The sequence below is a fragment of the Furfurilactobacillus milii genome (assembly GCF_009864005.1).
Taxonomy (GTDB): Bacteria; Bacillota; Bacilli; order Lactobacillales; family Lactobacillaceae; genus Furfurilactobacillus; species Furfurilactobacillus rossiae_B.
In genome coordinates, this window is sequence record NZ_WEZQ01000012.1 from 34,879 (window position 1) to 59,377 (window position 24,499).

At 45.5% G+C, this 24,499-nt stretch carries 23 protein-coding genes; 4 read left to right on the forward strand and 19 right to left on the reverse strand.

Features of this window, described 5'->3' with window-relative positions; all coding sequences use genetic code 11:
* The first annotated feature begins 261 nt into the window (after window positions 1-261).
* From GB993_RS07285 to yidA, 3 genes are all read left to right on the forward strand, one after another.
* Window positions 262-1,086, forward strand: a complete 825-nt coding sequence (locus GB993_RS07285) for a lipoate--protein ligase family protein (RefSeq protein ID WP_161003712.1) — start codon at window positions 262-264, stop codon at window positions 1,084-1,086.
* A gap of 62 nt (window positions 1,087-1,148) precedes the next feature.
* A complete protein-coding gene (locus GB993_RS07290; protein WP_161003713.1) occupies window positions 1,149-2,522 on the forward strand; it encodes an HD domain-containing protein in 1,374 nt (457 codons plus the stop codon).
* Window positions 2,512-3,321 carry a sugar-phosphatase gene (gene yidA / locus GB993_RS07295; RefSeq protein ID WP_161003714.1) on the forward strand — a complete coding sequence of 270 codons (810 nt, stop codon included), beginning with the start codon at window positions 2,512-2,514 and terminating at the stop codon, window positions 3,319-3,321. Before GB993_RS07290 ends, yidA begins: the two co-directional genes overlap by 11 nt.
* 564 nt (window positions 3,322-3,885) lie before the next feature.
* Here yidA and GB993_RS07300 read toward each other — a convergent pair.
* The 8 genes from GB993_RS07300 to GB993_RS07335 all read right to left on the reverse strand — a co-directional run bounded on the left by GB993_RS07300 (window position 3,886) and on the right by GB993_RS07335 (window position 11,589).
* The gene (locus GB993_RS07300; protein ID WP_161003715.1) at window positions 3,886-4,254 is read right to left on the reverse strand and encodes a DUF3899 domain-containing protein; all 369 of its coding nucleotides are present in this window, start codon (window positions 4,252-4,254) and stop codon (window positions 3,886-3,888) included.
* A 100-nt stretch (window positions 4,255-4,354) separates the two neighbouring features.
* Window positions 4,355-5,308, reverse strand: a complete 954-nt coding sequence (locus tag GB993_RS07305) for a hypothetical protein (RefSeq protein WP_161003716.1) — start codon at window positions 5,306-5,308, stop codon at window positions 4,355-4,357.
* A 365-nt stretch (window positions 5,309-5,673) separates the two neighbouring features.
* Entirely contained in the window at window positions 5,674-6,660 is a 987-nt protein-coding gene (locus GB993_RS07310; protein ID WP_017260515.1) for a ribose-phosphate diphosphokinase, read from the reverse strand.
* Between the two features lie 90 nt (window positions 6,661-6,750).
* Complete coding sequence (gene glmU / locus GB993_RS07315; RefSeq protein ID WP_161003717.1) at window positions 6,751-8,133, reverse strand: bifunctional UDP-N-acetylglucosamine diphosphorylase/glucosamine-1-phosphate N-acetyltransferase GlmU; 1,383 nt, start codon at window positions 8,131-8,133, stop codon at window positions 6,751-6,753.
* Between the two features lie 12 nt (window positions 8,134-8,145).
* Window positions 8,146-8,982, reverse strand: coding sequence for a pur operon repressor (purR, locus tag GB993_RS07320; RefSeq protein ID WP_161003718.1), 837 nt, complete (start codon window positions 8,980-8,982; stop codon window positions 8,146-8,148).
* 142 nt (window positions 8,983-9,124) lie between these two features.
* On the reverse strand, window positions 9,125-9,922 hold the full coding sequence (locus tag GB993_RS07325; RefSeq protein WP_161002305.1) for a metal ABC transporter permease: 798 nt from the start codon (window positions 9,920-9,922) through the stop codon (window positions 9,125-9,127).
* Window positions 9,915-10,667 (reverse strand): metal ABC transporter ATP-binding protein, encoded by a 753-nt coding sequence (locus tag GB993_RS07330; RefSeq protein ID WP_161003719.1) that lies wholly within the window; start codon window positions 10,665-10,667, stop codon window positions 9,915-9,917. Before GB993_RS07330 ends, GB993_RS07325 begins: the two co-directional genes overlap by 8 nt.
* On the reverse strand, window positions 10,654-11,589 hold the full coding sequence (locus tag GB993_RS07335) for a metal ABC transporter solute-binding protein, Zn/Mn family (RefSeq protein ID WP_238331625.1): 936 nt from the start codon (window positions 11,587-11,589) through the stop codon (window positions 10,654-10,656). Before GB993_RS07335 ends, GB993_RS07330 begins: the two co-directional genes overlap by 14 nt.
* Window positions 11,590-12,193: 604 nt before the next feature.
* On the opposite strand from GB993_RS07335, the gene abc-f reads away from it, so the two are divergent.
* Complete coding sequence (abc-f, locus tag GB993_RS07340; protein ID WP_161003720.1) at window positions 12,194-13,657, forward strand: ribosomal protection-like ABC-F family protein; 1,464 nt, start codon at window positions 12,194-12,196, stop codon at window positions 13,655-13,657.
* Between the two features lie 90 nt (window positions 13,658-13,747).
* Here the strand turns inward: abc-f and GB993_RS07345 are convergent, their stop codons facing one another.
* The 11 genes from GB993_RS07345 to GB993_RS07395 all read right to left on the reverse strand — a co-directional run bounded on the left by GB993_RS07345 (window position 13,748) and on the right by GB993_RS07395 (window position 24,240).
* Window positions 13,748-14,680, reverse strand: coding sequence for an alpha/beta hydrolase (locus GB993_RS07345; protein WP_161003721.1), 933 nt, complete (start codon window positions 14,678-14,680; stop codon window positions 13,748-13,750).
* A 37-nt stretch (window positions 14,681-14,717) separates the two neighbouring features.
* Window positions 14,718-15,635, reverse strand: coding sequence for a 4-(cytidine 5'-diphospho)-2-C-methyl-D-erythritol kinase (gene ispE, locus GB993_RS07350; RefSeq protein ID WP_431188879.1), 918 nt, complete (start codon window positions 15,633-15,635; stop codon window positions 14,718-14,720).
* Between the two features lie 727 nt (window positions 15,636-16,362).
* The gene (locus tag GB993_RS07355; protein ID WP_017260524.1) at window positions 16,363-16,602 is read right to left on the reverse strand and encodes a Veg family protein; all 240 of its coding nucleotides are present in this window, start codon (window positions 16,600-16,602) and stop codon (window positions 16,363-16,365) included.
* A gap of 90 nt (window positions 16,603-16,692) precedes the next feature.
* Window positions 16,693-17,595, reverse strand: coding sequence for a 16S rRNA (adenine(1518)-N(6)/adenine(1519)-N(6))-dimethyltransferase RsmA (gene rsmA / locus GB993_RS07360; RefSeq protein WP_161003722.1), 903 nt, complete (start codon window positions 17,593-17,595; stop codon window positions 16,693-16,695).
* 66 nt (window positions 17,596-17,661) lie between these two features.
* Window positions 17,662-18,210 carry a ribonuclease M5 gene (gene rnmV, locus GB993_RS07365; protein ID WP_161003723.1) on the reverse strand — a complete coding sequence of 183 codons (549 nt, stop codon included), beginning with the start codon at window positions 18,208-18,210 and terminating at the stop codon, window positions 17,662-17,664.
* A complete protein-coding gene (locus tag GB993_RS07370) occupies window positions 18,210-18,989 on the reverse strand; it encodes a TatD family hydrolase (RefSeq protein ID WP_161003724.1) in 780 nt (259 codons plus the stop codon). Before GB993_RS07370 ends, rnmV begins: the two co-directional genes overlap by 1 nt.
* 25 nt (window positions 18,990-19,014) lie before the next feature.
* A complete protein-coding gene (gene metG, locus GB993_RS07375; protein ID WP_161003725.1) occupies window positions 19,015-21,054 on the reverse strand; it encodes a methionine--tRNA ligase in 2,040 nt (679 codons plus the stop codon).
* Window positions 21,055-21,174: 120 nt separating this feature from the next.
* Window positions 21,175-22,023 carry a DUF72 domain-containing protein gene (locus GB993_RS07380; protein ID WP_161003726.1) on the reverse strand — a complete coding sequence of 283 codons (849 nt, stop codon included), beginning with the start codon at window positions 22,021-22,023 and terminating at the stop codon, window positions 21,175-21,177.
* 106 nt (window positions 22,024-22,129) lie between these two features.
* On the reverse strand, window positions 22,130-22,450 hold the full coding sequence (locus GB993_RS07385; protein WP_017260530.1) for a hypothetical protein: 321 nt from the start codon (window positions 22,448-22,450) through the stop codon (window positions 22,130-22,132).
* A 79-nt stretch (window positions 22,451-22,529) separates the two neighbouring features.
* Window positions 22,530-23,237 carry an NAD-dependent protein deacylase gene (locus GB993_RS07390; RefSeq protein WP_161003727.1) on the reverse strand — a complete coding sequence of 236 codons (708 nt, stop codon included), beginning with the start codon at window positions 23,235-23,237 and terminating at the stop codon, window positions 22,530-22,532.
* A 34-nt stretch (window positions 23,238-23,271) separates the two neighbouring features.
* A complete protein-coding gene (locus GB993_RS07395) occupies window positions 23,272-24,240 on the reverse strand; it encodes an IpaB/EvcA family protein (RefSeq protein WP_161003728.1) in 969 nt (322 codons plus the stop codon).
* Window positions 24,241-24,499: the final 259 nt, after the last annotated feature.

Here is a 24,499-nt window from a genome sequence, read left to right on the forward strand (position 1 = left end):
CAATGAATATCAGTAAGAAATTATAACGCTTTTTAGATAAATTACCATTAATGAAACCTTGGTCTCTTTCATTTTGAAAATAAACCGCAATGTCTTTCAATAATGCAGACCCCAGCGCGATTCGGTATAATGAAAGCAGTTGCTTTTAGCTATTTTTATAAATGAGATCGATATAGATAATAAATTAGCAAACGGACTCACTAATATGAACCCATTCACTTCGTTTGCCATCCACAAAACGTTAAGAAATCAGGTGATTACATGATTGACGCACTTGCTCTTGCGCCGACAACAATGTTACTGTCGCAGCATTTCAAACAAGCTGACGGCTTAGCGACATTTTCAAACATGAATGCGCTGCTTAGTCTTATTGAACATGAGAATCAGCCCTTGCTCCACTTTTGGTTGCTGGATAACACGGTGATCATGGGGCTTCGCGATGCTGATGTACCTCATCTGTCTGCCGCTCACAAAGTGCTCACAGATCACGGATACAGTGGCTTTATTCGCAACTCAGGTGGGTTAGCTGTGGTAGCTGACGCCGGCGTTCTCAATATCAGCCTCTTTTTCCCACCCAGTTTAGTCAAACTGGGTGTCGATGATGCCTATGAGCAAATGAAGTTGCTTGTTGACCGGGCGTTTCCTGAACTTCCTATTGATGCCGGCGAAGTTGCTCGGTCCTACTGTCCAGGCACTTACGACCTGAGCGTAAATGGTCATAAGATTGCTGGCATGTCTCAACGCCGTCGAAATGGTGGCACCGTCATTATGTTATATCTAAGCGTGAATGGTAACCAAAATGCCCGCGCTCAATTAATTCACGATTTCTACACCGTGGGGTTGGGTCACGAAGAAAATAAGTGGGATTTCCCTGATGTCGATCCTGGCACCATGATGAACGTTGGCGACTTGTTGCCACAATCGTTAACTATTGAAGCAGCCCGTCAGCGCTTTATTGACGCGGCACAGCAAAGTGGCACGCATCTTGCCAAACAACATTTGGCGACACTCATGCAAGAACCCGAATTTGGTGCTCACTTAGACTTTGAAGCCAAGCGGCTAAGTCAGCATCAACCGAGTTTTTGAATCTACCGCCAATATCATGAAAAAATTGGACAGTGACCGTCACATATTTCAAGGAGGATTTAATGGATTATCGTCATCAGTTATTACCACGTGAAAAAGTATTCCGCGATCCCGTTCACAATTATATCGCCGTTTCTTACCAGGTCATTTTGGATTTGATTGACACTAAAGAATTTCAGCGTTTGCGACGCGTCAAACAACTGGGTGTGACCGAAGAAGTTTTTCACGGGGCAGAACACAGTCGCTTTGGGCATTCCTTAGGCGTATACGAAATTGCGCGGCGAATCTGTGATAACTTTGAGCATGATTATCCGTCGCAAACACCTGGAGACGGCCTGTGGGACGACCATGAGCGACTCGTTACGCTATGTGCGGCACTCCTGCACGATATTGGGCATGGTGCTTACTCACATACGTTTGAACACATTTTTCACACGGACCATGAAGCAATTACTGCACAAATTCTGACTTCCCCCACTACAGAGGTCAACGCTGTGCTCAAACGGGTGTCACCAGAATTTCCACAACAGGTTGCCAGCGTCATTCAACATACGTATCCTAACCCGCAAGTTGTTCAGATCATTTCCAGTCAATTGGACGCAGACCGAATGGATTATCTGTTACGTGACGCCTACTATACCGGTGCTGACTACGGTCGTTTCGACCTCACTCGTGTACTGCGTGTAATGCGACCCTACAAGGATGGGATTGCGTTTGATATTGACGGCATGCACGCTGTCGAAGATTACATTCTCAGCCGTTTTCAAATGTATCAACAAGTATACTTCCACCCTGTCTCCCGTGCCATGGAAGTCATTTTGGATCATCTTTTGTTACGTGCTAAGGACCGTTATGACAACCAGCCAGTCCGTGAAGACGGATTTCGTCCCTTACTGCTAGAACCATTCTTTAACCACGATTGGACACTAGCTGACTACTTAAAGTTAGATGATGGCGTACTTAACACTTACTTCCTACACTGGGCTGACAGTGACGACGCCGTGTTGTCGGACTTAGCCAATCGTTTCCTAAATCGGCGGCCCTTTAAATCTGTGGAATATACGAGTGAAACGGAAGATTTGTTGACGATTCTACGCGCCAAAATTGAAACAGCCGGCTATAACATCAAGTACTACACTGCCACAAACGACAGTTACGATCTGCCATACAATGCAAACAGTCGCCAGACTCGCAAACCAGCTGCCGAAATTCAGTTGATGAAAAGTGACGGCTCTACCATTGAGCTATCCTCACTGAGCCCCTTAGTCGCCGCCATTACTGGGCGTGAATTAGGTGATCAGCGGTTCTTCTTCCCTCGGGAAATGTTAACCAAGAACGCAGAAAATGACTTATTTAGCCCAATTTATATTGAATTTCAAAATTACATTCACAATGACCAACTTATTCACCCTCAAGGAGAATCCCATGACAATTAAAATGATTGCCATCGACATTGATGGCACGTTACTAAATGAAAAAAGTTCACTGAACCCTGCCACAATCAAAGCCGTTCAGGCGGCTCGTGATGCCGGTATCAAAGTTGTCCTATGTACCGGCCGCCCACTGACCGGTGTTCAAGATTACTTGGACCAACTTGGGCTCAGTGGTGACGAACAGTACGTCATTACTTTCAACGGCGCATTAGCACAAACAATCAGTGGCCAAATTCTCGTTCGCCACACGTTGAATTACGATCAGTACCGTCAGTTACAAACTCTAAGTGAAACGCTTGAAACGCACTTTCACGTAGAAACCGAATCACACATTTATACGGCTAACAAAGACATCAGTCCTTACACCATCGGCGAAGCCTTCTTAGTAAAAATGCCGATCCGTTACCGTGCCGTTGAAGAAATGCCAACTGACATCACATTATCTAAGGCAATGTTCATCGACGACCCAAAGATTATCAGTAGCGCGGTTGAAAAACTGCCTGACGATGTCAAACAAGACTTTTACTTTGTCCGTAGTGAACCCTATTTTCTTGAAGCCATGAACAAAGCGGCTTCTAAAGGCAACGCAATCACTGGATTAGCAAGTGATTTGGGCTTTTCAATGGACGAAGTTATGGCTTTGGGCGACCAAGGCAACGACCTTTCCATGATCAAGGCTGCTGGTTGGGGTGTTGCAATGGGTAACGCCATCGACGAAGTTAAGGAAGCTGCTCAGGCTGTTACACTAACCAACAAAGAAGACGGTGTCGCCGCCGCAATCAACAAATACGCACTAAATTAATCAGAACAATTTAATCTAAACTGTTTCAAACACAAAACGCACTGTAATTCCTCGATAAACTTGGAATGCAGTGCGTTTTGTTATGTCTGTACCGTTCCGTGGGACCAGAAACGCCGTTCCGCGGGACCGTTCTCAGCCTCCTAAAACCCGGAGTCTTTAACCTTGATTATGAGCCGAAAAAACCGTCTCATAAGTCATCCCGCAACACTAAGCGGCCAAATTCATGCCGCTAAATGTTGCCGACACGAAACTCTGTTTCTGGTCCGCTCCACTCTTCTCACAATTAGTCTTTGGCTCGCAGTCAAGCTACTGTCCTGTCAAAAATGTTGCCACAATAGCAACTGGAAGGCGTCAACAGTGATACCGAGCCGTGAAGGTAACGTTAATTCGAGTGGTTTTCTCGAATTTAGGTTACGGACGGTCCGTAAAGACTCGGCTCCTCACGAGGCTTTGCGGCGAGGTGAAAGACTCCGAACTTGGGAGGCTTGAACCGGTCCCATGGTGAGCGTGTCACTGTTGACAACTGAAAGCACACAGCCACGAAAGATTGCTAAAGTGGACCGCTCAGAGCGTGACTACAACAGCGATGATAATGAGAATGGCACCGTCGATCCAGAGCCACCGATTCCAATCTGAAAAACGCAGTGGCTCGTTCTTTTTAACGGCAATATCCCGCGTGTTCATCTTAGACTCGGGCTCCTTATCCGCCTTTTCCTTATACGTTTGTTTACGGCGTCTGCGAAATCCGGCAAACAGATGTGCATGGCTCAATTGCATCACCACACCAATAACAATCAGCGCCAACCCAATCATAAAAAATATATCAGACAGTTTAACTAATGAAACGCCACTAGTCCATGCAATACCACCGATAATGGCACAGACGATTAAGCCAATCGCTGACCAGGCGGCAGGTCGTTGTTTTTGTCGCATCCTTTTTTCTCCAAACTAATCTTTGTGATAAATTCTGTTGTAACTAAAAATACCGCAAATATCTGCGGTATTAAAGTCCAAATTATATTTTAGCCAGTCACTAATGGTTTGACTGCGTCGTTGAAGTACTGCTGTCAGTTGTTGGTGTGTTAACCGTGTTAGCCCCACCATTGCCAGCATCGGCTCCAGAAAAGACGGTTGTTACTTCTTTGTTTGCTGGTGTGTAAGTGTAAACACCGGAAAGATTGCTGATGTTTGCATCAGGAGCTTGGGTTCGAACGTCGATTTGGTAGGTGCCATTCCCGTTATTAATAACGGTGTATTGACGACTGCCGTTTGTCTCGTTGTAACCCATCTGGCTTCTAAAGTTTGACAGAACCCCGTTCGTGGAGGTCGCAGTTGTGGTGCTCCCCTTCGTCGTGCTGTTACTGTTCGAGACGGGCTGTTGCGTTGCTTCGCTGCTTGTCTTCGATACCGAAGAAACGCTACTCTGTTCGTTTACATTACCTGCAACTTGACTAACTTGTTGGCTATTAGCTCCACGATTGTTGTCTTGTTGGCGGCTCGTAGCAACAGTGCCTGAAGCAACTTTGCTCAAACTGGTTTGAGTTGCGTTACCCTTAACAGGGCTACTCTGTGACGAACTGCTCTGAACGGAACCGCTTTGAACTGAGCTACCCTGAATTGAATTTTCTTGAACAGAACTACTTTGAACGCTACTAGTCTGCGCCGAACTCGTCGATGCGGTGCTTACATTAGATGATGTCGTGTCCGAATCAGAAACAGCACTAGTCTCGGAAGCGGATGAACTTGTCCCCGTTACGGCTAATGAAGACTGATCACTAGAAAAACTGGTTGTAGCAGGTGCGACCGTTGTGACATTCGACGTCCGTGTAGGAATCTTTACGTCGCTCTTACGGCTGCTACGAACACTATCTGAATGATGCCCCTCGCTGACTGTCGTCGCAGAAGTACTTGCACAAGCAGTCAACAGAACCGTACTGACCAAAATTACACTACCTGTCATCATTTTCTTAAATGTTTGAATGCTCATTTTATGTACCCCCGCTCTGACACGTTTCAAATCTCCTGTGCCTTTTGATACTTAAATTATATCACTTGTAACAAAAATTACGTGATTATGTCATTATTGTTACATATCGAAAGAAAAGCTTAATAACTTCAACGTTTTATGATACAGACGGTGAAATAATGGGATTGGAACATAGCAACTCGGTTTAACGCTTGGTAAAAGTACCGCAACCGCGAGCCAGAACGCTGCCTTTTACCCGTCCAACACAAAAACGACGTTCATGGAAAAGACCATGAACGTCGTTTTTACCTGAGCAAGTCACCCTGTTACATCTTGCTCTCGTTTATTCGAAGCTAATTAAATTAGACTATTTAACTAATCGAAAATCAGTTGTTACGGCCATCCCGGTGAAAACGGGTCCGGAACAACGGGCTAACAGCCTTGTTTTCATTGATCCGGCGAATTGCATCCCCAACCAGTGGCGCAATGGACACCTGAACTAACTTGTCGAAATGCTTCTCTTCTGGCAAGTTAATTGAGTCGGTCACAACTACCTGTTTAAATGGTGATGCTTTCAAACGGTCAACAGCTGGGCCAGACAACACAGCGTGTGAACAACAAGCATAAACTTCTTCCGCACCCGCATCCATTAACGCCTTGGCACCCAAAGTAATTGTGCCGGCCGTATCAATCATGTCATCGATCATGATACATTTCTTACCCTTAACGTCACCAATAATGTTCATAATTTCAGCCACGTTGGCACGAGGACGACGTTTGTCAATGATTGCAATCGGCGCTTTAAGGAACTCTGCCAAAGCACGCGCACGCGTCACCCCACCGTGATCTGGTGAAACCACCACGGCATGTTCAGCAATGTGATTCGTAATAAAGTAGTCAGCTAACAATGGTGCGGCCATCATGTGATCAACCGGAATATCAAAGAATCCCTGAATTTGAGCAGCATGCAAATCTAATGCCAGTAGCCGGGTCGCACCAGCTTTTTCAAGCATATCTGCGACCAGCTTAGCGGTGATAGGTTCACGTGAACGGGCCTTGCGATCCTGACGAGCGTAACCGTAGTAAGGAACAACTAGGTTGATTGTATTAGCGCTGGCACGACGTAGCGCATCGATCATAATCAACAATTCCATCAAATTATCGTTAACGGGCGCTGATGTGGACTGAATCAAATAAACGTTGTCCCCACGCACACTTTCTTCGATATTAATGCGAATTTCACCATCACTGAAACGATCCACAGAAGTTTTACCTAATTCAACACCAACTTCATTAGCAATTTTTTCTGCCAATGGTCGGTTTGAATTCAGGGCAAAAATCTTCAATTTGGGGTCAAAATATTGAGTTGACATGTTCCCTCCACAAAGGATAATTATATTTTTTCATACTCATCTGTTTAGCTTAATGGTACTCATTAACGGTCATTGACGCAACTATCTGCACTATTTGTCTTCCGGTTTGTGAGGTAACTTTGACCAGTAATCTGGTTTATTGGTTTGACGCTCACGAGCGATTGCCATGTCATGCCGCGCAACATCTTTTGTAATCGTTGAACCAGCAGCAATGAATGAGTGATCTGCGACGTTTAACGGCGCAACCAAATTGGAATTACTACCAATGAAGCTGTGGTCGCCCACAATGGATTCGTGTTTACCAACACCATCATAGTTGACAAATACAACCCCACAACCGACATTAATATCCGTGCCTAACTGCGCATTCCCAACGTATGTCAAATGACCCACTTTAGTCCGTGCACCAATAGTCGCTTTCTTAATCTCAACAAAGTTGCCCAGATGAACGTTTTCACCAATATGAGCATCTGGCCGCAAGTGACTCATTGGACCAATATCAGAGCCATCAGCCATGTCACTATCTTCAATGAATGAAGAGGTAACCGTGACACCATCGTGAATCACACTATTACGAATTTCGGAATTGGCACCAATCACGCAATCCTCGCCAATGACCGTGTGCCCCTTTAACTGAACATTCGGTTCAATAATAGTGTCAGCACCAATCTTAACGTCCACATCAACATACGTGTGATCTGGATCGATAAAGGTCACACCATTTGCCATATGTTCGTCATTGATGCGGCGTTGCATAACTTTTGTCGCGGTTGCCAAAGCTTTGCGGTCATTAACACCCATTGATTCACTGAAATCGCTCATGCGGTATGCGCCGACTCGTTGACCAGCTGCCTTTAAGATTTCGATGACATCAGTTAGATAATACTCACCTTGTGCATTGTCATTTTTAACTTGGTGAAGTGCATTAAATAAGGCCTTGTTGTCAAAAACATACACACCAGTATTAATTTCATTAACAGCCTGTTCTTCTGATGTAGCGTCCTTTTGTTCCACAATCTTTTCTACAAGCCCAATATCATTACGAATAATCCGACCGTAACCAGTCGGGTTAGGCGCAATCGATGTCAGAATCGTACCGACATCGCCCTTAGCTTCGTGATAATCAAACAGTTTTTGCAGCGTTTCAGCCCGAAACAACGGTGTATCACCACTGACAATCAGTGTGACACCATCGACATCGCCTAGTAACGGTTCTGTTTGTAACACGGCATGGCCAGTACCCAATTGTTCTTTCTGCATTGCGTATTGTGTGCGGTCACCCAATTGTTTGCGAACATCATCAGCCCCATAGCCAACAATCGTCACGATCCGGTCCATGTTTGTCGACTCAACCTGAGTCAACACGTGATCGACCATTGTTTTACCACACACGCGGTGCAAAACCTTGTATAGCTTCGATTTCATGCGGGTTCCTTTACCAGCCGCAAGAATAATGGTATTTCTCGAACTCATTTAAAAACTTACCTACCTTTCATTGCCAAAGACACGGTGCATATAGTTTCCCGGTGTGGCCCGAATTGGTTCCGATTCACTTTGTAACGTTTCAACATGTAGCAATGATGTAAAGTTTTCAGATTGGCGTTCGCCGTTAAAGCGACCTTCACCAAACACAGTGATTCCGGCGACCTCACAGTCCAATTCACGAACTAAGCTAGCAAGCCCAGAAATGGTACCGCCGCCCTTAACAAAGTCATCCACGATTAACACTCGTGAACCAGCTGGCAGAGCCCGTTTGGAAATCTGCATCTTTTCGATGGCTGTTGATGAACCCGATACATAGTTCACACTGACCGTAGCGCCATCCGTGATTGCCCCATCTTGACGAGCAATGACAAACGGTACGTTCAATTGTTCTGCAACGGCCTGAGCTATCGGAATTCCCTTTACAGAAACCGTCAGTACCATATCGATGGTTTGGTTCATGTATTGAGTCGCAATCAAACGCCCAATCTGTCGAAGGACTTCTGGTTTGCCTAATAAATCAGATAAGTAAACATAGCCACCTGGCATCACCCGATGGGAATCAGAAACTTCTTTACATAAATAATCGATGTAATCAGAAGCGTCTTCCTTCAAAATATATGGAATGAAACGTGCCCCACCAGCAGCGCCGGGTAAGGTCTCCAATAAACCAGTCCCGCGTTCCTGAAAGGTTCGTTTTAAAATGGTTAAATCTTCACTAATCGATGACTTGGCTGACTCGTAACGCTCAGCAAAAAAGGACAACGAAACCAGTGTCCGTGGTCGTTCTAATAAGAAGCGCGTCATGTCAATCAATCGATCTGATCGTCTAACTTTCACGTTTAGCTACCTCAACTCATTTTTAATTTCACATTGAACGACAAAAAGCGTTCTTTCCTTGGTTAATAATAGCACAACGTTCGTAATTACTGGGCACTTCTCACAAAAAAAGCGCCGTTTCCGACGCCGTTCTCATACCTCTTTAATTTCGTGCTGTGAAGCGATTAAAAATCAGACCAATAAAGTAAAACAGGACTTCAATGACGGCAATGAAGAAAGAGACCGGCCAGTTTGTCCAGTAACTCAGTGCCAAACCGAGCCACACACCAATCAAGGCAAACAGAATAGCTAGACCAATCATGCTGCCAACACCGTGCGCAAAATATTTTGCGGCAGAAGCAGGTAAGGTAAGCAAGATAAAGATTAACAGGGAGCCCACGATTTGAGCGGCCACACTGACTGAAAATGCTAATGCAACCAGAAAGATAATGGCCAGTGTGGTGCCATGAATACCGGCAACCCGCGCTCCGACAGCGTCAAATGAATCAAACTTCAAGCTTCGGTACACCGCCATAATTACCACAATCACGGCCAAGGCTAAAATAGCAACTTGCAGTACAGATGTTCGGCTGATCCCAATGACTGAGCCAAACAATATGTTTGTAGCTGAACTCGCATTTTGGTTTGATAGCGACAAGAACAAAATTCCCAGTCCAATCGCCAACGCCGAAATCGAGGTAATAGCCGCCTCACGACGGGATGCCTTGCTGCTTAATTGACCAACGGCGACAGAACTGACGCTGGTAAATAATAGCATCCCCGCCAATGGCGTCCAGCCAACAAACAAGCCGAAAGCTGCCCCAGCGAAGCCAATTTCAGATAACGTATGCGTTAAAAAAGACATGTTTCGAGCGACCACAAAGACCCCAACGATACCGCTGACAATTGCGATTAATGTCCCCGCCGCAAAAGCATTTTGCATAAATGGATAATTAAGCATGAGCCGCCTCCAGTACCGTTTCGTTCAATTGGTCAATCGTGCCCAGTTGATACGGGCCCGGCTGCATTAACAAAAAGTTGGTCGAATACTTTTTTGTTAACGGCAAATCGTGCGTTACGAAGATAACGGCTGCCTGTGTGTGCTGCTGATATTGTTTAACCAGGTCCAACAATTCAAACTTCATGTTGTTGTCCAAACTGGCAGTCGATTCATCCAAAATCAGCAACTGTGGCTGTCGAATCAAGGCTTGGGCCAAATAAGCCTTCTGTAACTCCCCACCAGAAACACGGCCAAGCGGTATGTGTGCGATCCGCGTCAAATCTGTTTCGTGCAACACTTGATTCAAGCGTTGCTTTTCGTGTTTGGACCACCATGGCGTTAAATGATCATGTAGCGCTAACCCCACAAAATCTTTCACGGTCAACGGATACTCGGTATCAACGTTTCTAAATTGTGGTACGTAACCGATTGTGACCTGAGAACGACTCGGCAAAAATGAAACTTCGCCAGCCGTGGGCCGCAGTTGTTGGAGTAAAATTCGAATAAGGGTTGTTTTACCAATCCCATTTTCGCCAAGCACGCTAAGGAATTCGCCACGCTTTAACGTGAACGTGAGTCCTTGAAACACCGTTTTTTGGCCAAACTTCATCCCTAGTTTATCCACGGTCATAATGGTGTCCTCGGTTAGTTGACTGTCAGGTTGACCATTGGAATCAATCTTTTGATGCGTCTCATTGCTTGCCATGCTGATTGTCCTCCTCTAACGCAGTTTTGACTTGGTTCAATTCGTTGGTCATCCAGTGTGCGTACGACTGATTGGACGGCAACGTTTCCGTCACTTGAACCACTGGGATGTGGTAGCGACGTGCTTGTTTGGTCATTGAGTTCACAATTGGCTGTGAGTTTTGTGTGTTCACAACCCATAAAGCAACCCTGTGTTGTTTAAAATCACGCGTTAGTTTGGCAATGTCTGCTGGTGATGGATCGGTTCCCTCTTCAACAGCACGAGCAAAATGATTATCAGTGACTTTTAAATTTACCGCCGACAATGTGTCATTGAACACTGGCTCACTAACAGCGACCGATTGATGATGGCTCATGCGTTTTAACTGTTTAATCGTCTTTTTCCACGATGACAGTGTCTTGAGGTAACGGTCGGCATTCCGTTTAAAAGTCGCTTTATGCTCAGGTTGCAAACGTGAAAAGCGTGCTACCATCTGTGCAACTAAGCGTGGCATCGTCTGCGGATTGTACCAAATGTGAGGATTCTCGCCAACCTGTCGGTGCATCAGATCCGTACCAACATTAATGGTGCGCTTCTCCTGACCATTCGCCGCCACAACTTTTCCCAACCAGTCATCATAACCCAAACCATTTTCAATGATCACATCAGCCTTAGCGACCTGCTTTGCAGTGTGCGTCGTTGGCTCAAAGCTTTCCGCATCAACGCTAGGGCTGTTAATAACAGCCGTTACCTGACCATATTGCCCCAGCACTGCGCTGGCGGCCTGAGCATAGAAATCCAATGAACTTACCACGCGAATTTTTGAGGTCGGTTTAGCTCGCGCAATCATTCTTCGTTGATCCACTACTAAGCTAACAGTCAATGCGATTAAGAGTAATGCTATAATACTGAAGATATGTAAGCCACGTTTATGTTGTCGCAAGAGAACGTCCTTTCTGCAATCAATATGTAAAAAGTAATGATTACCGTTTAATAGTTTACCGAAACTCCAAAAAAATTGCAATCGGTAAACTTCAGAACGTAACCCCTTCTTAAGAGCATAAAATTAACCTTAAGCATCCATATCCACATATAATAAGAATTTTTGGAGGTCAAAATGACTGAACAACGCTTAGTATTTCACCACATTCTGTATCCTGAAAACCAACGCTAAAGGCACTCTTTCTTGACAGTCGCTCCAAAAACCGTTACATTATTACCGACATGATTTATCAATACTACAATTTTTAAGGAGATCCGCCGATGCGCAACTAATAACTGTTTTGGAACTAAGTGAACTCATAATTTTATCTACGAAATATCCAGAAGACAACAGGAATTGGCCTCGTTTGCCCTCTGTGAAGAAACTTCAATGGATAATTGTGAATTCATTCAGTGCCAGCAGTTACATGTTGCGGGGGTGGACTCTTTTTTTGTGCGCTTTCCTCACATGTCTGGACTGTCTTGGCACGTTCTTGGGAGGTTATAAAATGAAATATTTTCTTCTCGCTTAACACCTATCTAGTTAACTTGTAAGGAGTGATTTCATGTTTGTTATTCAAGCACAAAATATTGCCATCACACGGCATCAACAACAATTATTTAATATTGAGCAACTCGTCATTAATCCTGGTGACCGCATCGGTCTAATTGGCGCTAATGGTGCTGGTAAAACAACACTAATCGATATTCTGACTGGCTCGCTGACCCCTGATGCTGGCATCGTCGACAGCCAAACGACGCCTGTTGTCGTCCACCAATTGCACGATATTTCCACGCAAAGTGGTGGTGAACAGGTTAAAAACGCTATTTTAACGGCTTTACGTCAACAACCCGAATGGTTAATTTTGGATGAGCCCAGCGCTAATTTAGACGAGACAAACCAGCAGTGGTTGATTGATCTGCTCAATCGATTTAAAGGCACCTTGCTACTGATTTCGCATGATCGAACATTACTCAATGCTGTCACGACCACAACTTGGTCGCTCGCTGATCATACCCTGACAACGTTTGCCGGCAATTATGATGCCTTTACGGCTAATGAGACGGCCCAACGAAATAATCAGGCAGCTGCATTTCGAAGCTACCAGCAACAAAAGCATAAGCTGGAAGTCGCCGCTATCAAACGCACTGAACGGGCAGCCAAAATAACAAAGCCTAATCCCCACAATCATAGTCGTAACGAGCTTCAGGATATGAAAAGCTCACTTCGCCGTAATCAAGGCAAAATGACCAAAGCAGCGCGCGTTATGAAGGATCACGCTGAACATCTGACACCAGTTGCCAAACCCACTGAGCAGCCCTCGGTTACCTTACGGGCGGAACAGTTCGCCACTTTAGGCAGGCATACGCCGATCAACATTCAGCATCTGGCCTTGAAAGCTGGCAAACGAACATTGGCAAACGATGTCAACTTCGTCCTCCACACTGGTGACCGTATTGCCATCACCGGGCCAAACCAGGTCGGTAAAACGACACTGCTTCGGGCCATTTTAGCCAACCAAAATCAGGCCATTAGCGTCAATCCTGCAGTTAAATTTGGTTACTTTGCTCAGAATATGAGCCGGTTGAATCTAACCGCTACCATTTGGCAAAACGTGACTGAACATACGCGTCAGGACAATGCGATCGTCCGCACAGTCTTGGCTGAATTTGGCTTTAAAGCGACTGCCTTAGATATTCCTGCCCAAAACCTAAGCGGCGGCCAACGTGTTAAGGTTTCACTAGTTAAAGTTCTGCTCAGCGACGCCAATGTGCTTATCCTTGATGAGCCAACGAACTACCTTGATTTACCAACGCTCACGGCACTCGAACAATTTTTAACCACGTACCCTGGCACCGTTTTGTTTGTCTCACATGATGAAACATTTGTGACACACGTCGCGACTCGCGTCTTAAAGCTTTCTACTCATGGTCTGGTTGACCCCAACCAGGTGGCTACCAAACGGATTACGGCAGCGCAACGTCAAGCTGCTGATGAGGCATTGCTCGCTCAGTTTCGTGATTTGTAATCGTCTTTTCAATCTCATTCACCCATCCAAAAAAGGGCCGCTAGAACAAGTAACTTCACTTGTTCTGGCGGCCCTTTTTAGTCACACATCTTATTTCACATAACGATTTAAAAAATCCGTTAGCGTTTGACGATATTTGCTCGGTTGCGTTCGAATACTTGAGATATGCGCAGCCTCGTCATCAATAATCAGTTGCTTAGGTTCATTTGCTCGTGCGTACAGCTCGTAAGCGTCCCCTACCGGCACCGTTTGATCTTTAGCACCATGAAACATCAAGATCGGTAAATGATTTTTAGCCACCTCAGCTAAAATATCACCATCTTTAAAGGCATAGCCGGCCTGACGTTTGGCGAAATCATCAGCAATTGGCATCAACACGCTACTGGGCACATGATACTTATGCCACAACCGAAACTTGCCTTCCTGAAAAACATTTCGAAAACCGCTATCTTCAACAATGGCGCGCACGTTATGCGGCAACGTTTGACCACTCGTAGCCATCACCGTTGTAGCACCCATGCTAATTCCCATTAACACAATGTTAACTTGCTCACCTTGATTAGCAATAACAGTGTCGATCCACTGCTGATAATCATTTCGATCCAGCCAACCAAAACCAATCACGTTACCATCACTACGCCCATGTGCACGGGCGTCCGGCATTAACACACTGTATCCCGCGTCCATGAACAACCGGGCGTAAGGAATCATTTGTTCGCGTGAGTGATGCAAACCGTGAGCTAAAATTGCTACTTTATTGGTATTCTGGGCATTTGGCATAAACGTCGCCCGCAAAGTTAGTCCGTCAGCTGTTTTAATCGCCCACGGTGACCGTTCTTGATGCTTGAACCACTCATTTTCAATGTCAGTATTGGCCTCAAGTGAGGCTTGTCGACCAGCTAACTTTTGCTTGTTAGACCAACCGGTTGCAAGCAAATAAACTGCGTAGCCAGCACTTATCAAAGTTGTGTAACTCGTGGCAACTGCCAGTACAGTTCGTTTGATTAACTTTTTTTTATTCATTCAATCACTCCAAACCCGATTCTTCTTTAAGCTACCTTCAAACGGATGCCGATGGTTGCGCAAAATCAGTGTGCAAACTGACGGGACGCACGACATGAACTTCCCGACAAAAACCTGACAAACCGTTAGCCACGTGTTGAGCCCGTGATTGTTTACGGCAGATGCCAAACACCGTTGGACCAGTGCCACTCATTTCGGCCACATCTGCACCAAAACGAACCATCTGCTCCTTAAGATGATTAACCGTTGGGTAAAGCCGTGACGTGATCGGCGTTAATACGTTTTCCACGGAATCACAAATTTCATCATAGTCGCCTCGTTGAATCGCAGCGACTAGTGCCTGCGTATCCGCGTGCTGAACTTCGGCATAGTTAATGCGTCGCAAAATCGATGGTGTTGACACGCTGATTTTGGGTTTAGCGATCACCACCCACATCGGGGGCAGTTTAGGCAATTGCGTGATGATCTCACCGCGCCCCGTCACATGGGCCGTTTGACTACAAACGCAATACGGCACGTCTGCATCAATCTGTAACCCTAATTGACACAAAGTTGCTTGATCTAAATTGAGCTCCCATAGTCGGTTCAGGGCTCGTAATACCGCCGCTGCATCCGACGAACCACCGCCCATTCCAGCCGCGACCGGAATATGCTTTTCAATGTGGATGTTCATCGTCTCTTTACGACCATATGTGGTCGCCAATAAGTGAGCAGCCTGATAAGCAAGATTACGATGGTCATTTGGTAAAAAGCCACTATCTGTGGTGACTTTAATGCGACCATTGCGGCCCAGTGTTTTGACGGCGACATAATCCGCCAAATCGACGGACGTTAAAACCATGTCCCATTCTTCACTACCATCATGGTGATGAAAGGGTGTATCGAGGCTCAAATTAAGCTTGGCCGGCGCCTTTTCCAGTGTCTCCGTAAAATCACCTCCGCTACCACGAAATATATAACGTAAGTATATTACAGTCCCCCCATAATCGCCACCAACTCGCGGTAAAATCCAGCTTGGGTACTTATAAAAGGTACTATCTAGCGATGTCCTTCCGCCTACGGTCGTTTGCTTTTGAAATTCGCCCGTGGGGATCGGTTCAAGCCTCCAAAATTCGGAGTCTCTCACCTCGACTGAAAGCCACACACCCCGTGTCTTTCAGATCGTCCCGTGTTGTAAATTCGGAAGCCCACCCAATTAACAACACCTTCACTGGCGATTTCAACGCGCACTCCCCTCCAGCTCATATTGTTGAATAGTCAGTACACGTCACTGCATAGATCAGAGCACGATGTTATTTCTGCAAAGAAGGTCATCGTTTACGAAATGCATCTATCTACAGTCTAACCGTGCCACTTTGTGTAATTTACATTGCTACCTACTGATACGCAAGTGGATGGGAGGGCGTCAACATTGATACTGAGCCGTGAAGGTGATGTTAATTCGAAAGCTCCTCTCGAATTTACACCACGGACGGTCGTCAAGCCTCGTGGAAATCCGAGTCTTGACGGCGAGGTGAAAGACGGTGTGCTTCCGGCTTGAACCGGTCCCACGGCGAGCGTATCAATGTTGACAACCGGACTACCCGCCCACATCTGAAGTGTAGTGTGAAATCTAACCCAAACAAAAAAAGCCCCAATTTCCACACAGGAAATGAGCTCCATTCGTAAAATTAAGCTGACGATTATTCTTCGTCGAACGCAATTTCAATATTTTTAGTTAACACATCAGTGTAACTGTAAGAGACTCGTTCAAATGAGTTCTCCTCTTGGTCGAGGTCAACCACAAAAACAGCCGGATACGTTTCCTTAAGTGTGCCGCGGCGCTTAGTCACCTTTTTGCGACCTGCCTGAGCTACAACCATCAACTTTTGACCCAATTTAGCGTCCAGTTTAGCCTTGATACTTTGTAATGTTACTGGCATGCAATTCACCTCACATGCATAACAGTATATCATGGTCAAGTACTTTTTGCAATTGTTCCAACAAGGAAACTCCGTACATCTCTCAAGCGGTTAAAACAGATTGTGCGTGTGTAAAACGTTTGTTAACGCGATGAACCGCTCTAATGATAACCTTTCGGCACGAATGGACTGGGCCAATGCCATTTCGTCCAAACTCGCCTGCAGTTCAATTTTTGTAGCTGGTGCCTTGCCGAAGATACTTTGTAAATTGTTCCACAGACTCTTGCGGCGGTGAGCAAAACAGCCACGAATCAATCGAAACAATGCATCATCGCTGAATGGTTTTTCAACTAGCGGTTCGCGTGGCGTTAACGTCACGATGGCAGAATCTACGTTTGGCTGGGGAATGAACGCTGTCCGTGAGACGGTGAATGCCAGACGTGCTTGCATCTTATATTGAACGGCTAACGTCAGCGCGCCATACGCTTTGGTTCCAGGCTCAGCGCTCAATCGTTCCGCCACTTCCTTTTGCATCATGACGACAATCGCGGCAAAGTCGATCGGTGCACTCACGAGTCCTATTAAAATCGGGGTCGTGATGTAATAAGGCAAGTTGGCCACCACTTTAACAGTTTTGGCATCCGGCAGATGTTCGGCAATTTCTTTGGTCAAATCTACTTTTAAGATATCAGCATTAATGACATCGACATTGTTGTATGGTGCCAACGTTTCCGCCAATACGGGGATCAAATTTTGGTCGATTTCAAATGCCAGAACGCGCTTGGCAGACCGAGCTAATTGCTCCGTCAACGCGCCAATCCCAGGTCCAACCTCAATGACATCATCGTCATCTGTTATATCAGCTGCGCTCACAATGTTATGCAAAATGTTAACGTCTGACAGGAAGTTCTGACCTAAACTCTTCTTCACTGCGATCCCGTACGTATTCATAATTGCCCGCGTACGAACGGGATTAGCAATATCGGGGCGGTCGGCCCGTTTTGATTCAGTCATCTAGTCTCCTTGAACACTTCAATATTTTAACGTGTGACACTCAACAATGTGATTTTTTCAACATTACTAATCTAATTGTTGAACTGCCTTTTCAAAATCTTCACGGCTTACTTGAAAAAGTTGGAGCCGTTTAAGCAACTGCTTGCCATTGACGTAGCCCAAATTCAGCGCCTCACCGAGTTTTTCCCGACGTTGTCGCGAATCCGCTTGACCAATTAAGCCAGCTGCCAACAAATCTTGCTGAAAAATTAGCGGTTTATCGTCTAACGAACCAGTAGACAAATGTTGCAAAGCTGATTTAATGACGGCAGGGTCAGCGTGTTCGACACCCAAACTACCACCCGCATTCTCTGGAACACCTTGCTTACGCGTAATAAACGCATGCTTAGCATCTGGCACCGCTGCACTAATTAGTTTACGCAGCCGCTCGCCATTGAAATCAGGATCAGTCAACACAATAACGCCACGCGTTGCCTGCAATTGTTTAATTTGAGCCAGTTTCGTTTTGTTGAGTGCTGACCCATTCGTTTCAAACGTATCGGCATTTACAGCCTGCTGAATGCGTTTGGTATCATCCTTGCCTTCAACAACCAGCACTTCTTTTAATTTGTCCATTAATCTTCAATCCCAAAGAATTGGTTCGCGTTAGCAAACGTCGCATCCGCAATCTCTAGCTCTGTCTGCTCACGCAGTTTAGCAATGGCCTGTACCGTAAAGGCTACATTAGCCGGTTCATTCTGTTCGCCACGATGTGGTTCCGGCGTCAGGTATGGCGCATCAGTTTCTACCAACATCCGATCTAACGGCGTTTGTTTAACAGAATCATGAACCTCATGCGCGTTTTTAAAACTGGCAACACCAGAGTAAGACACGACCATGCCAAGATCCAAAAAGCGTTTGAGCCACTCCGGATCACCGTTGAAGCTGTGCATCACCCCACCGATGTCACGAATATCTGCTGCCTTTAAAATGGCGTACGTATCCGCAAACGCATCACGATTATGAATAATGACCGGCTTACCCAGTGATTTAGCAATATCAACTTGGCGAGCAAAAATGCGCTTTTGGTCGTCCACGACAGCATCTAGATTATCCACATGATAATCTAAACCAATTTCGCCGAGTGCCATCACCCGACTGTCCTGCAGTTGGCCAATCATGGTCTCCTCAACCGCATTGTTGTATGTCGCAACCTCTTCTGGATGCCAACCAACTGCGGCCCACATGTTTGAATAACGGTGCGCCAGCTCAATCCCGCGTTCATTCAGTTTGGCATCAGAGCCTACGTTCATAATCCGTGTAACATGGGCAGCCGCGGCATGGTGGTTATATGAGGCGGCTTCTTCATAAAAGGTATCGTCATTCAAATGGGTGTGTGAATCAAAAATTTCCATCTTTATCTCCGTTATTGAGATCGACCTATCCTAGGACATCCCCGTTGTTCAAGCTGTCCGGTACTGTAACCAACGTCACCTTGCCATCACGTTCAGTGGACAACAACATCCCCTGGCTGATTTGACCACGCATCTTCCGTGGTTTCAAGTTCGTAACAGCCAGTACTTTCTTACCGGTTAATTTTTCATAGTCAGGGTACCATTCGTGAATGCCTGAAAGAATTTGACGGTTTTGTTGATCGCCAGCATCCAAACGGAATTGGAGTAATTTGTCTGCGCCCTCAACTGGTTTGACCGACTTGATTTCAGCAACCTTAATTTCTGTTTTATCAAATTCATCAAACTTGATCTCAGGTTTCGTCAAGTTCAGGGTGACGTTTTCTGGTTCCCATTGAGAATCAGCAGCCGCTGCCATTGCAGAACGTCCTTTTTGCTTATCTGTCTTGGTCATTTGTGATTGGATAAAGTCGACTTCTTCCTGTGCATCCAAACGTGGGAAGATTGGCGTTCCTTTCGCAACAACTTTAGTGTTAACCGGCAGATTGGCCATCTTTAAGCCTTCAATCTGCATACTGTCAGCATCCGTTGGCAACCCCAACTGCGTCAAAATTTCTTTTGGTGCGTGTGTCATGATTGGTTGAATCAACAGCGCGATCACCCGCAGGCTGGCCACTAAATGACTCATGGCAGCAGCCAAACGTTTGTCATCACCATTGTTAGCCTTTTTAGCTAACGTCCATGGTTCTGTTTCATCAATGTATTTATTTGTACGTGAAACAAGCTTCCAAACCGCTGACAATGCATCCGCAAAGTGTAATTTTTCCATCAACTGGTGGTATTCAGCAATCGTATTCACAGCCGTTTGTTCCAAATCAGCATCTGGTTCGTTAACGTTGCTTTCAAAGGCCGGTACGACCCCGTCGTAATACTTATTAACCATGGCAACAGTCCGGTTCAGTAAGTTCCCAAGGTCATTGGCCAAATCATAATTAATCTTGTCGACGAAGTCTTCAGGGGTGAATACACCATCGTTACCAAACGGCATTGCCTTCAACAGGTAGTACCGTAAAGCATCCAGTCCGTAACGGTGAACCAAGGTCTCTGGGTAAATGACGTTTCCCTTTGACTTACTCATCTTGCCGTTCTTCATCAACAACCAGCCGTGACCAACCACGTGCTTTGGCAACGGTAAGCCAAGTGCATGTAAAATAATTGGCCAGTAAATGGTATGGAAACGCACAATTTCTTTACCAACCATTTGAACATTAGCTGGCCAGTACTTCTTGAAGTTGCTATCGTCATCAGTACCGTAACCCAGCGCTGTAATATAGTTGGACAGTGCATCTACCCAAACGTAGATCACGTGTTTCGGGTCGGTTTTAACTGGCACGCCCCACTTGTAACTCGTCCGAGAAACAGACAGGTCTTCCAGGCCAGGTTCCAAGAAGTTTTTCACCATTTCATTCATCCGCGTGTTTGGAATAATGAAATCTGGGTGTTCTTTGTAATAGTTCATCAACCAATCAGCGTACTTACTCATCTTGAAGAAGTAGGACTCTTCATCAGTCCAGACGACTTCATGACCAGATGGCGCTTTCCCACCGGTCACTTTGCCATTTTCATCACGGAAGACTTCTGCTAATTGGGATTCCGTAAAGAATTCCTCGTCATCCACAGAGTACCAGCCTTCATAGTGGCCCTTGTAAATGTCACCTTGTGCTAATAACTGATCGAAAATTTTCTGAACAGCGGCTTCATGATAGTCATCCGTTGTCCGAATAAACTTGTCGTTACTGATTTCCAGCAACTTCCACAGGTCTTTGATCTGGTCAGCCATGCCATCGACATATTCTTTTGGCTGTTTGCCCAAAGATTCGGCTTTTTCTTCAATTTTTTGACCGTGTTCATCTGTTCCAGTCAGGAAGAAGACGTCGTTACCCATTAACCGCCGGTAACGCGCCTCGGCATCGACTGCGATGGTCGTATATGAATTCCCGATATGTAACTTGCCAGACGGGTAATAAATTGGCGTAGTAATGTAGTAAGTTGGCTTTTTTTCTGCCATGAACAAATCTTCTCCTTTAGTTCGCGAGCCCGCAATGTTTGGCATCACGAACACCTCGTTAGTCTGAATAAGTATACCATAGCACTTTGCGTGGCTACGGAGTTTATCAAACAGAATTTCTCAAAATAAATCTAATTGGGTGGGCCCCAATCCGTTAAACGTCAATCCCAGTTGATCACGCAGGCTTTCTGCATTAGCTGCAGCGTCTCGATGCCCGTTATTGTTGAAGATCACGTACGTTTGGTCAACCTGTTCGCTAACTGTTTTAACAGCCTCACCTAAACGAGCCAGCTCATCATCTGAATACCGATAATTGGTACGATCCTTACGCCAGTCTCCCTGGTGATCTAACCAACCACGCCGGTTCTGACCGTGAAATCTGAAGTACGCTGCCGTTGGCGTTGTGACGACCGGTGTAAATGGTACGCCGCGATTGCCATCACTCGGTTCATCCGCAATTACGTACGTCATGTTAAGACTCGTCAAGTAATCAAACACATCCTTGCTCAAACTACCTTCATACCAACTGGGATCGCGGAACTCTACCGCAATCGGCAAATCGCCCATGTGAACACGCACGTCACGCAGATAACGAATATGGTCTAAGTTTCGGGTGAAGTACGGTGGAAACTGAAATAACACGGTTGCCAACATTCCCGCCTTGACTAACGGAACAACTGCGCGACGGAATTGATTAAACGTTTGCCAGCGCTCGTCATCACTGACTTGTTCAGACTTCGCATCATCATGACGCGTCATCACCTGATGGGCCTTCAAAATGTACTGAAAGCCGTCTGGTGCTTGATTGCGCCAATTGGTAACGGTCTTAATACTGGGCACACCATAAAAAGACGTATCCAATTCAACCAGTGGAAACACGCCAGCATACTCAGAAAACAGCACATCACGCTGTTCATCGTGAATTAAATGTGGATGCCGCGTCCATGTCGATAATCCAATCGTAATCAATTCGTTGTCCCCCTTTTGATCTATTCTTGCGTTCTTGCAATAATTTCTAACAAAAACGGTGCCACCATTATGGGCACCGTTGAATAATCTTCAAATATGGTTAGCGTTACTTAAACTGACGAATAACGTTGGTTTCTTCTTCAGATAAGGTCTTGCCCTTCAATGTGCTGATCAACATCAATCCCTGACGCCGGTAGTTGCTGCGAATGGCAGAAAATGACCAGCTGATCATCGCAAACAGGAAGGTCACCATTGCGGCATTCGTTCGTGGCATGGCGACACCAAACAGCATTGCTGGTTGGGCGCCAAAGAACACTTGCCAAGCACCGTAAAACATTAAGAAATCAAATAATAGTTGTAGCCGATTGACCCACTTCATCTGTGACAGTAAACTCCCAAGACGGGCAAAAATATCATCACGATTCATCCTCTGTCACCCACTTTCTTTATGGCACCTGCATTTAATACATTAATTGTAAGAAAGTCCGGCACAAAACGCAATTGATTTAACCTTTTAAACCAGCAAAAAACGTTTCTGCATCGCCGGTATATTGAGCCGTTACGCTCCCTGCTGGAATCGGTTCATTATTCACCACAATCAGCTTAGCATTGGGCTGACGGTAATTAATCAACCCGGCAAACGGATATACCTTGAACGACGTACCAACAATCACTAACAAGTCAGCCGCTTCAATAGCAGCCATTGACCGCTGTAGAACAGACTCCGAGATAGACTCACCATATAATACAATGTCTGGGCGAATGATCCCGTGGTCAGTGTCATGATACATGGATTTCATATAATCATGCCAATCGACCTGCTCGCCGTCCTTACTACAATAACAGCGATACAAATTACCATGGAACTCAACGACCTGGTCATTACCGGCTGTTCTATCCAGATTATCAATGTTTTGTGTAATCAATGAGGCTCGACCTGATTGAGACAACGCCGCAATTTTTTCGTGAATGACGTTGGGCTTGGCATCTGGAAAATACAAATTCTCTTTCACAAAATCATAAAACATTTCAGGCTGCTCAACGAAACAATCATGGCTCAACAAATACTCTGGTGGTAAGCCCTTGAACTTGGCCGAATACAGCCCAGACTTGGACCGGTAATCAGGAATGCCTGAAGCAGTCGAAACGCCTGCCCCAGTCATAAACGTAATGTGCTGTGCTTCATCAAACAATGTTTGCAAATTCTCTGTCATCACGAACCACCTTCCGTTTGCCGATCACGTCAACCTAATCCCGCACGATATAACTAATGTTATGCGCCTCAAGGAAATCCTTAACCGGCGTATCATACACTTCTTTGAAAAACGACGAACTATCCGCATCATCTTTAGGCGGCGTCATCACAAATGCATTTTGCCGATCAGAACGATTCAATGCAACATAAGCCCGTTCCCCAGACTCTTTATCTTTCAAATCAGAATGGAAAATTTCAAACATCTGACGCATTTCCAACCGCAATTGACGTTCACTCAATACGCTAGTGACCGTTGTAAATGCCGTACTATTCAATGCTGGTAAACCCCAGTCAGTCAGTTGTGCATCAAACGCCTTGTACAAACGAACCAGTGCTCGACGAACCTCAAACGGTGTATTGATTTTTTTAGCCATCATCACATCGTACAGCTTTTTAGCAGCTGAGTAGGTCTTCGGGAAGTTAGTACTTAATTCTTTTTCATGCTTACTGATGCCATCCCCATAAAACACGAGCGCATCCAGTAACACGAGCAACCGTAATGCATTTTGTGCGTCATCTTCAGCACCTTTTTCAGGTTCAGGATCAATCGTCGCAAAAATTCCGTTATAAAATTCATCACTGACCTTGTCGTCAATCAAGCCATGACCAGCCAAGGCTGGAAAAATCACCACGTGGTTCACGATATTAAACAACTGGGTCGACATGGCCATCAGCTGTTCATCCAATTCATCGTCACCAAACGTGAGGTTAAATTCGATCTGAGGAAATCCTTGCAACAGCATCAACAAGTGACTCAGTTCATGAGCCGCTGAATACTGAGGCGCGGTAATGTCGTCAACCCAGATCAACAGGCGGTCTTTTAACACATGTTGTTCAACCTGATCATCACGAACGTAACCGGCGTGTTTGTCACCGAACTGGACCATTACCGTGCCAGGAAATAGCTCGTTGACTTGGTCCAACAATGTTTGAACCGCTGGCGCTAATTTAATGTCTGCCATGTTTACTCCTTTATTTCTACATAAAATTCATTATCGGTTTCACATTTAATACCAAAATACCAAATTACGGTTGGTTACTTTAAGCTTCCGCCTCCGGTTGTCCGCGTTGAAGCCACTGTGTGGACCGGTTCGAGCCCGCAAGTTCATGGTCTCTTACTTCGCCTTGAAGCCTCCAAAACCGAGTCTTCAAGTTCGTCCGTGATGTAAATTCAGCAAAAACCGCTTCATTAACATCACTTTCACAGTTTTTTCAACGCGG

Coding starts and splice junctions, on each gene's coding strand:
- GB993_RS07330 (WP_161003719.1), bottom strand. CDS start 10,667: ATGGCAAGCAATGAGACGCATCAAAAGATTGATTCCAATGGTCAACCT.
- GB993_RS07285 (WP_161003712.1), top strand. CDS start 262: ATGATTGACGCACTTGCTCTTGCGCCGACAACAATGTTACTGTCGCAG.
- GB993_RS07305 (WP_161003716.1), bottom strand. CDS start 5,308: ATGAGCATTCAAACATTTAAGAAAATGATGACAGGTAGTGTAATTTTG.
- GB993_RS07345 (WP_161003721.1), bottom strand. CDS start 14,680: ATGAATAAAAAAAAGTTAATCAAACGAACTGTACTGGCAGTTGCCACG.
- GB993_RS07395 (WP_161003728.1), bottom strand. CDS start 24,240: ATGGCAGACATTAAATTAGCGCCAGCGGTTCAAACATTGTTGGACCAA.
- GB993_RS07370 (WP_161003724.1), bottom strand. CDS start 18,989: ATGGAAATTTTTGATTCACACACCCATTTGAATGACGATACCTTTTAT.
- rnmV (WP_161003723.1), bottom strand. CDS start 18,210: ATGGACAAATTAAAAGAAGTGCTGGTTGTTGAAGGCAAGGATGATACC.
- GB993_RS07385 (WP_017260530.1), bottom strand. CDS start 22,450: ATGAATCGTGATGATATTTTTGCCCGTCTTGGGAGTTTACTGTCACAG.
- GB993_RS07300 (WP_161003715.1), bottom strand. CDS start 4,254: ATGCGACAAAAACAACGACCTGCCGCCTGGTCAGCGATTGGCTTAATC.
- GB993_RS07310 (WP_017260515.1), bottom strand. CDS start 6,660: ATGTCAACTCAATATTTTGACCCCAAATTGAAGATTTTTGCCCTGAAT.
- glmU (WP_161003717.1), bottom strand. CDS start 8,133: ATGAGTTCGAGAAATACCATTATTCTTGCGGCTGGTAAAGGAACCCGC.
- GB993_RS07290 (WP_161003713.1), top strand. CDS start 1,149: ATGGATTATCGTCATCAGTTATTACCACGTGAAAAAGTATTCCGCGAT.
- rsmA (WP_161003722.1), bottom strand. CDS start 17,595: ATGACTGAATCAAAACGGGCCGACCGCCCCGATATTGCTAATCCCGTT.
- metG (WP_161003725.1), bottom strand. CDS start 21,054: ATGGCAGAAAAAAAGCCAACTTACTACATTACTACGCCAATTTATTAC.
- GB993_RS07390 (WP_161003727.1), bottom strand. CDS start 23,237: ATGACAGAGAATTTGCAAACATTGTTTGATGAAGCACAGCACATTACG.
- yidA (WP_161003714.1), top strand. CDS start 2,512: ATGACAATTAAAATGATTGCCATCGACATTGATGGCACGTTACTAAAT.
- GB993_RS07355 (WP_017260524.1), bottom strand. CDS start 16,602: ATGCCAGTAACATTACAAAGTATCAAGGCTAAACTGGACGCTAAATTG.
- abc-f (WP_161003720.1), top strand. CDS start 12,194: ATGTTTGTTATTCAAGCACAAAATATTGCCATCACACGGCATCAACAA.
- GB993_RS07325 (WP_161002305.1), bottom strand. CDS start 9,922: ATGCTTAATTATCCATTTATGCAAAATGCTTTTGCGGCGGGGACATTA.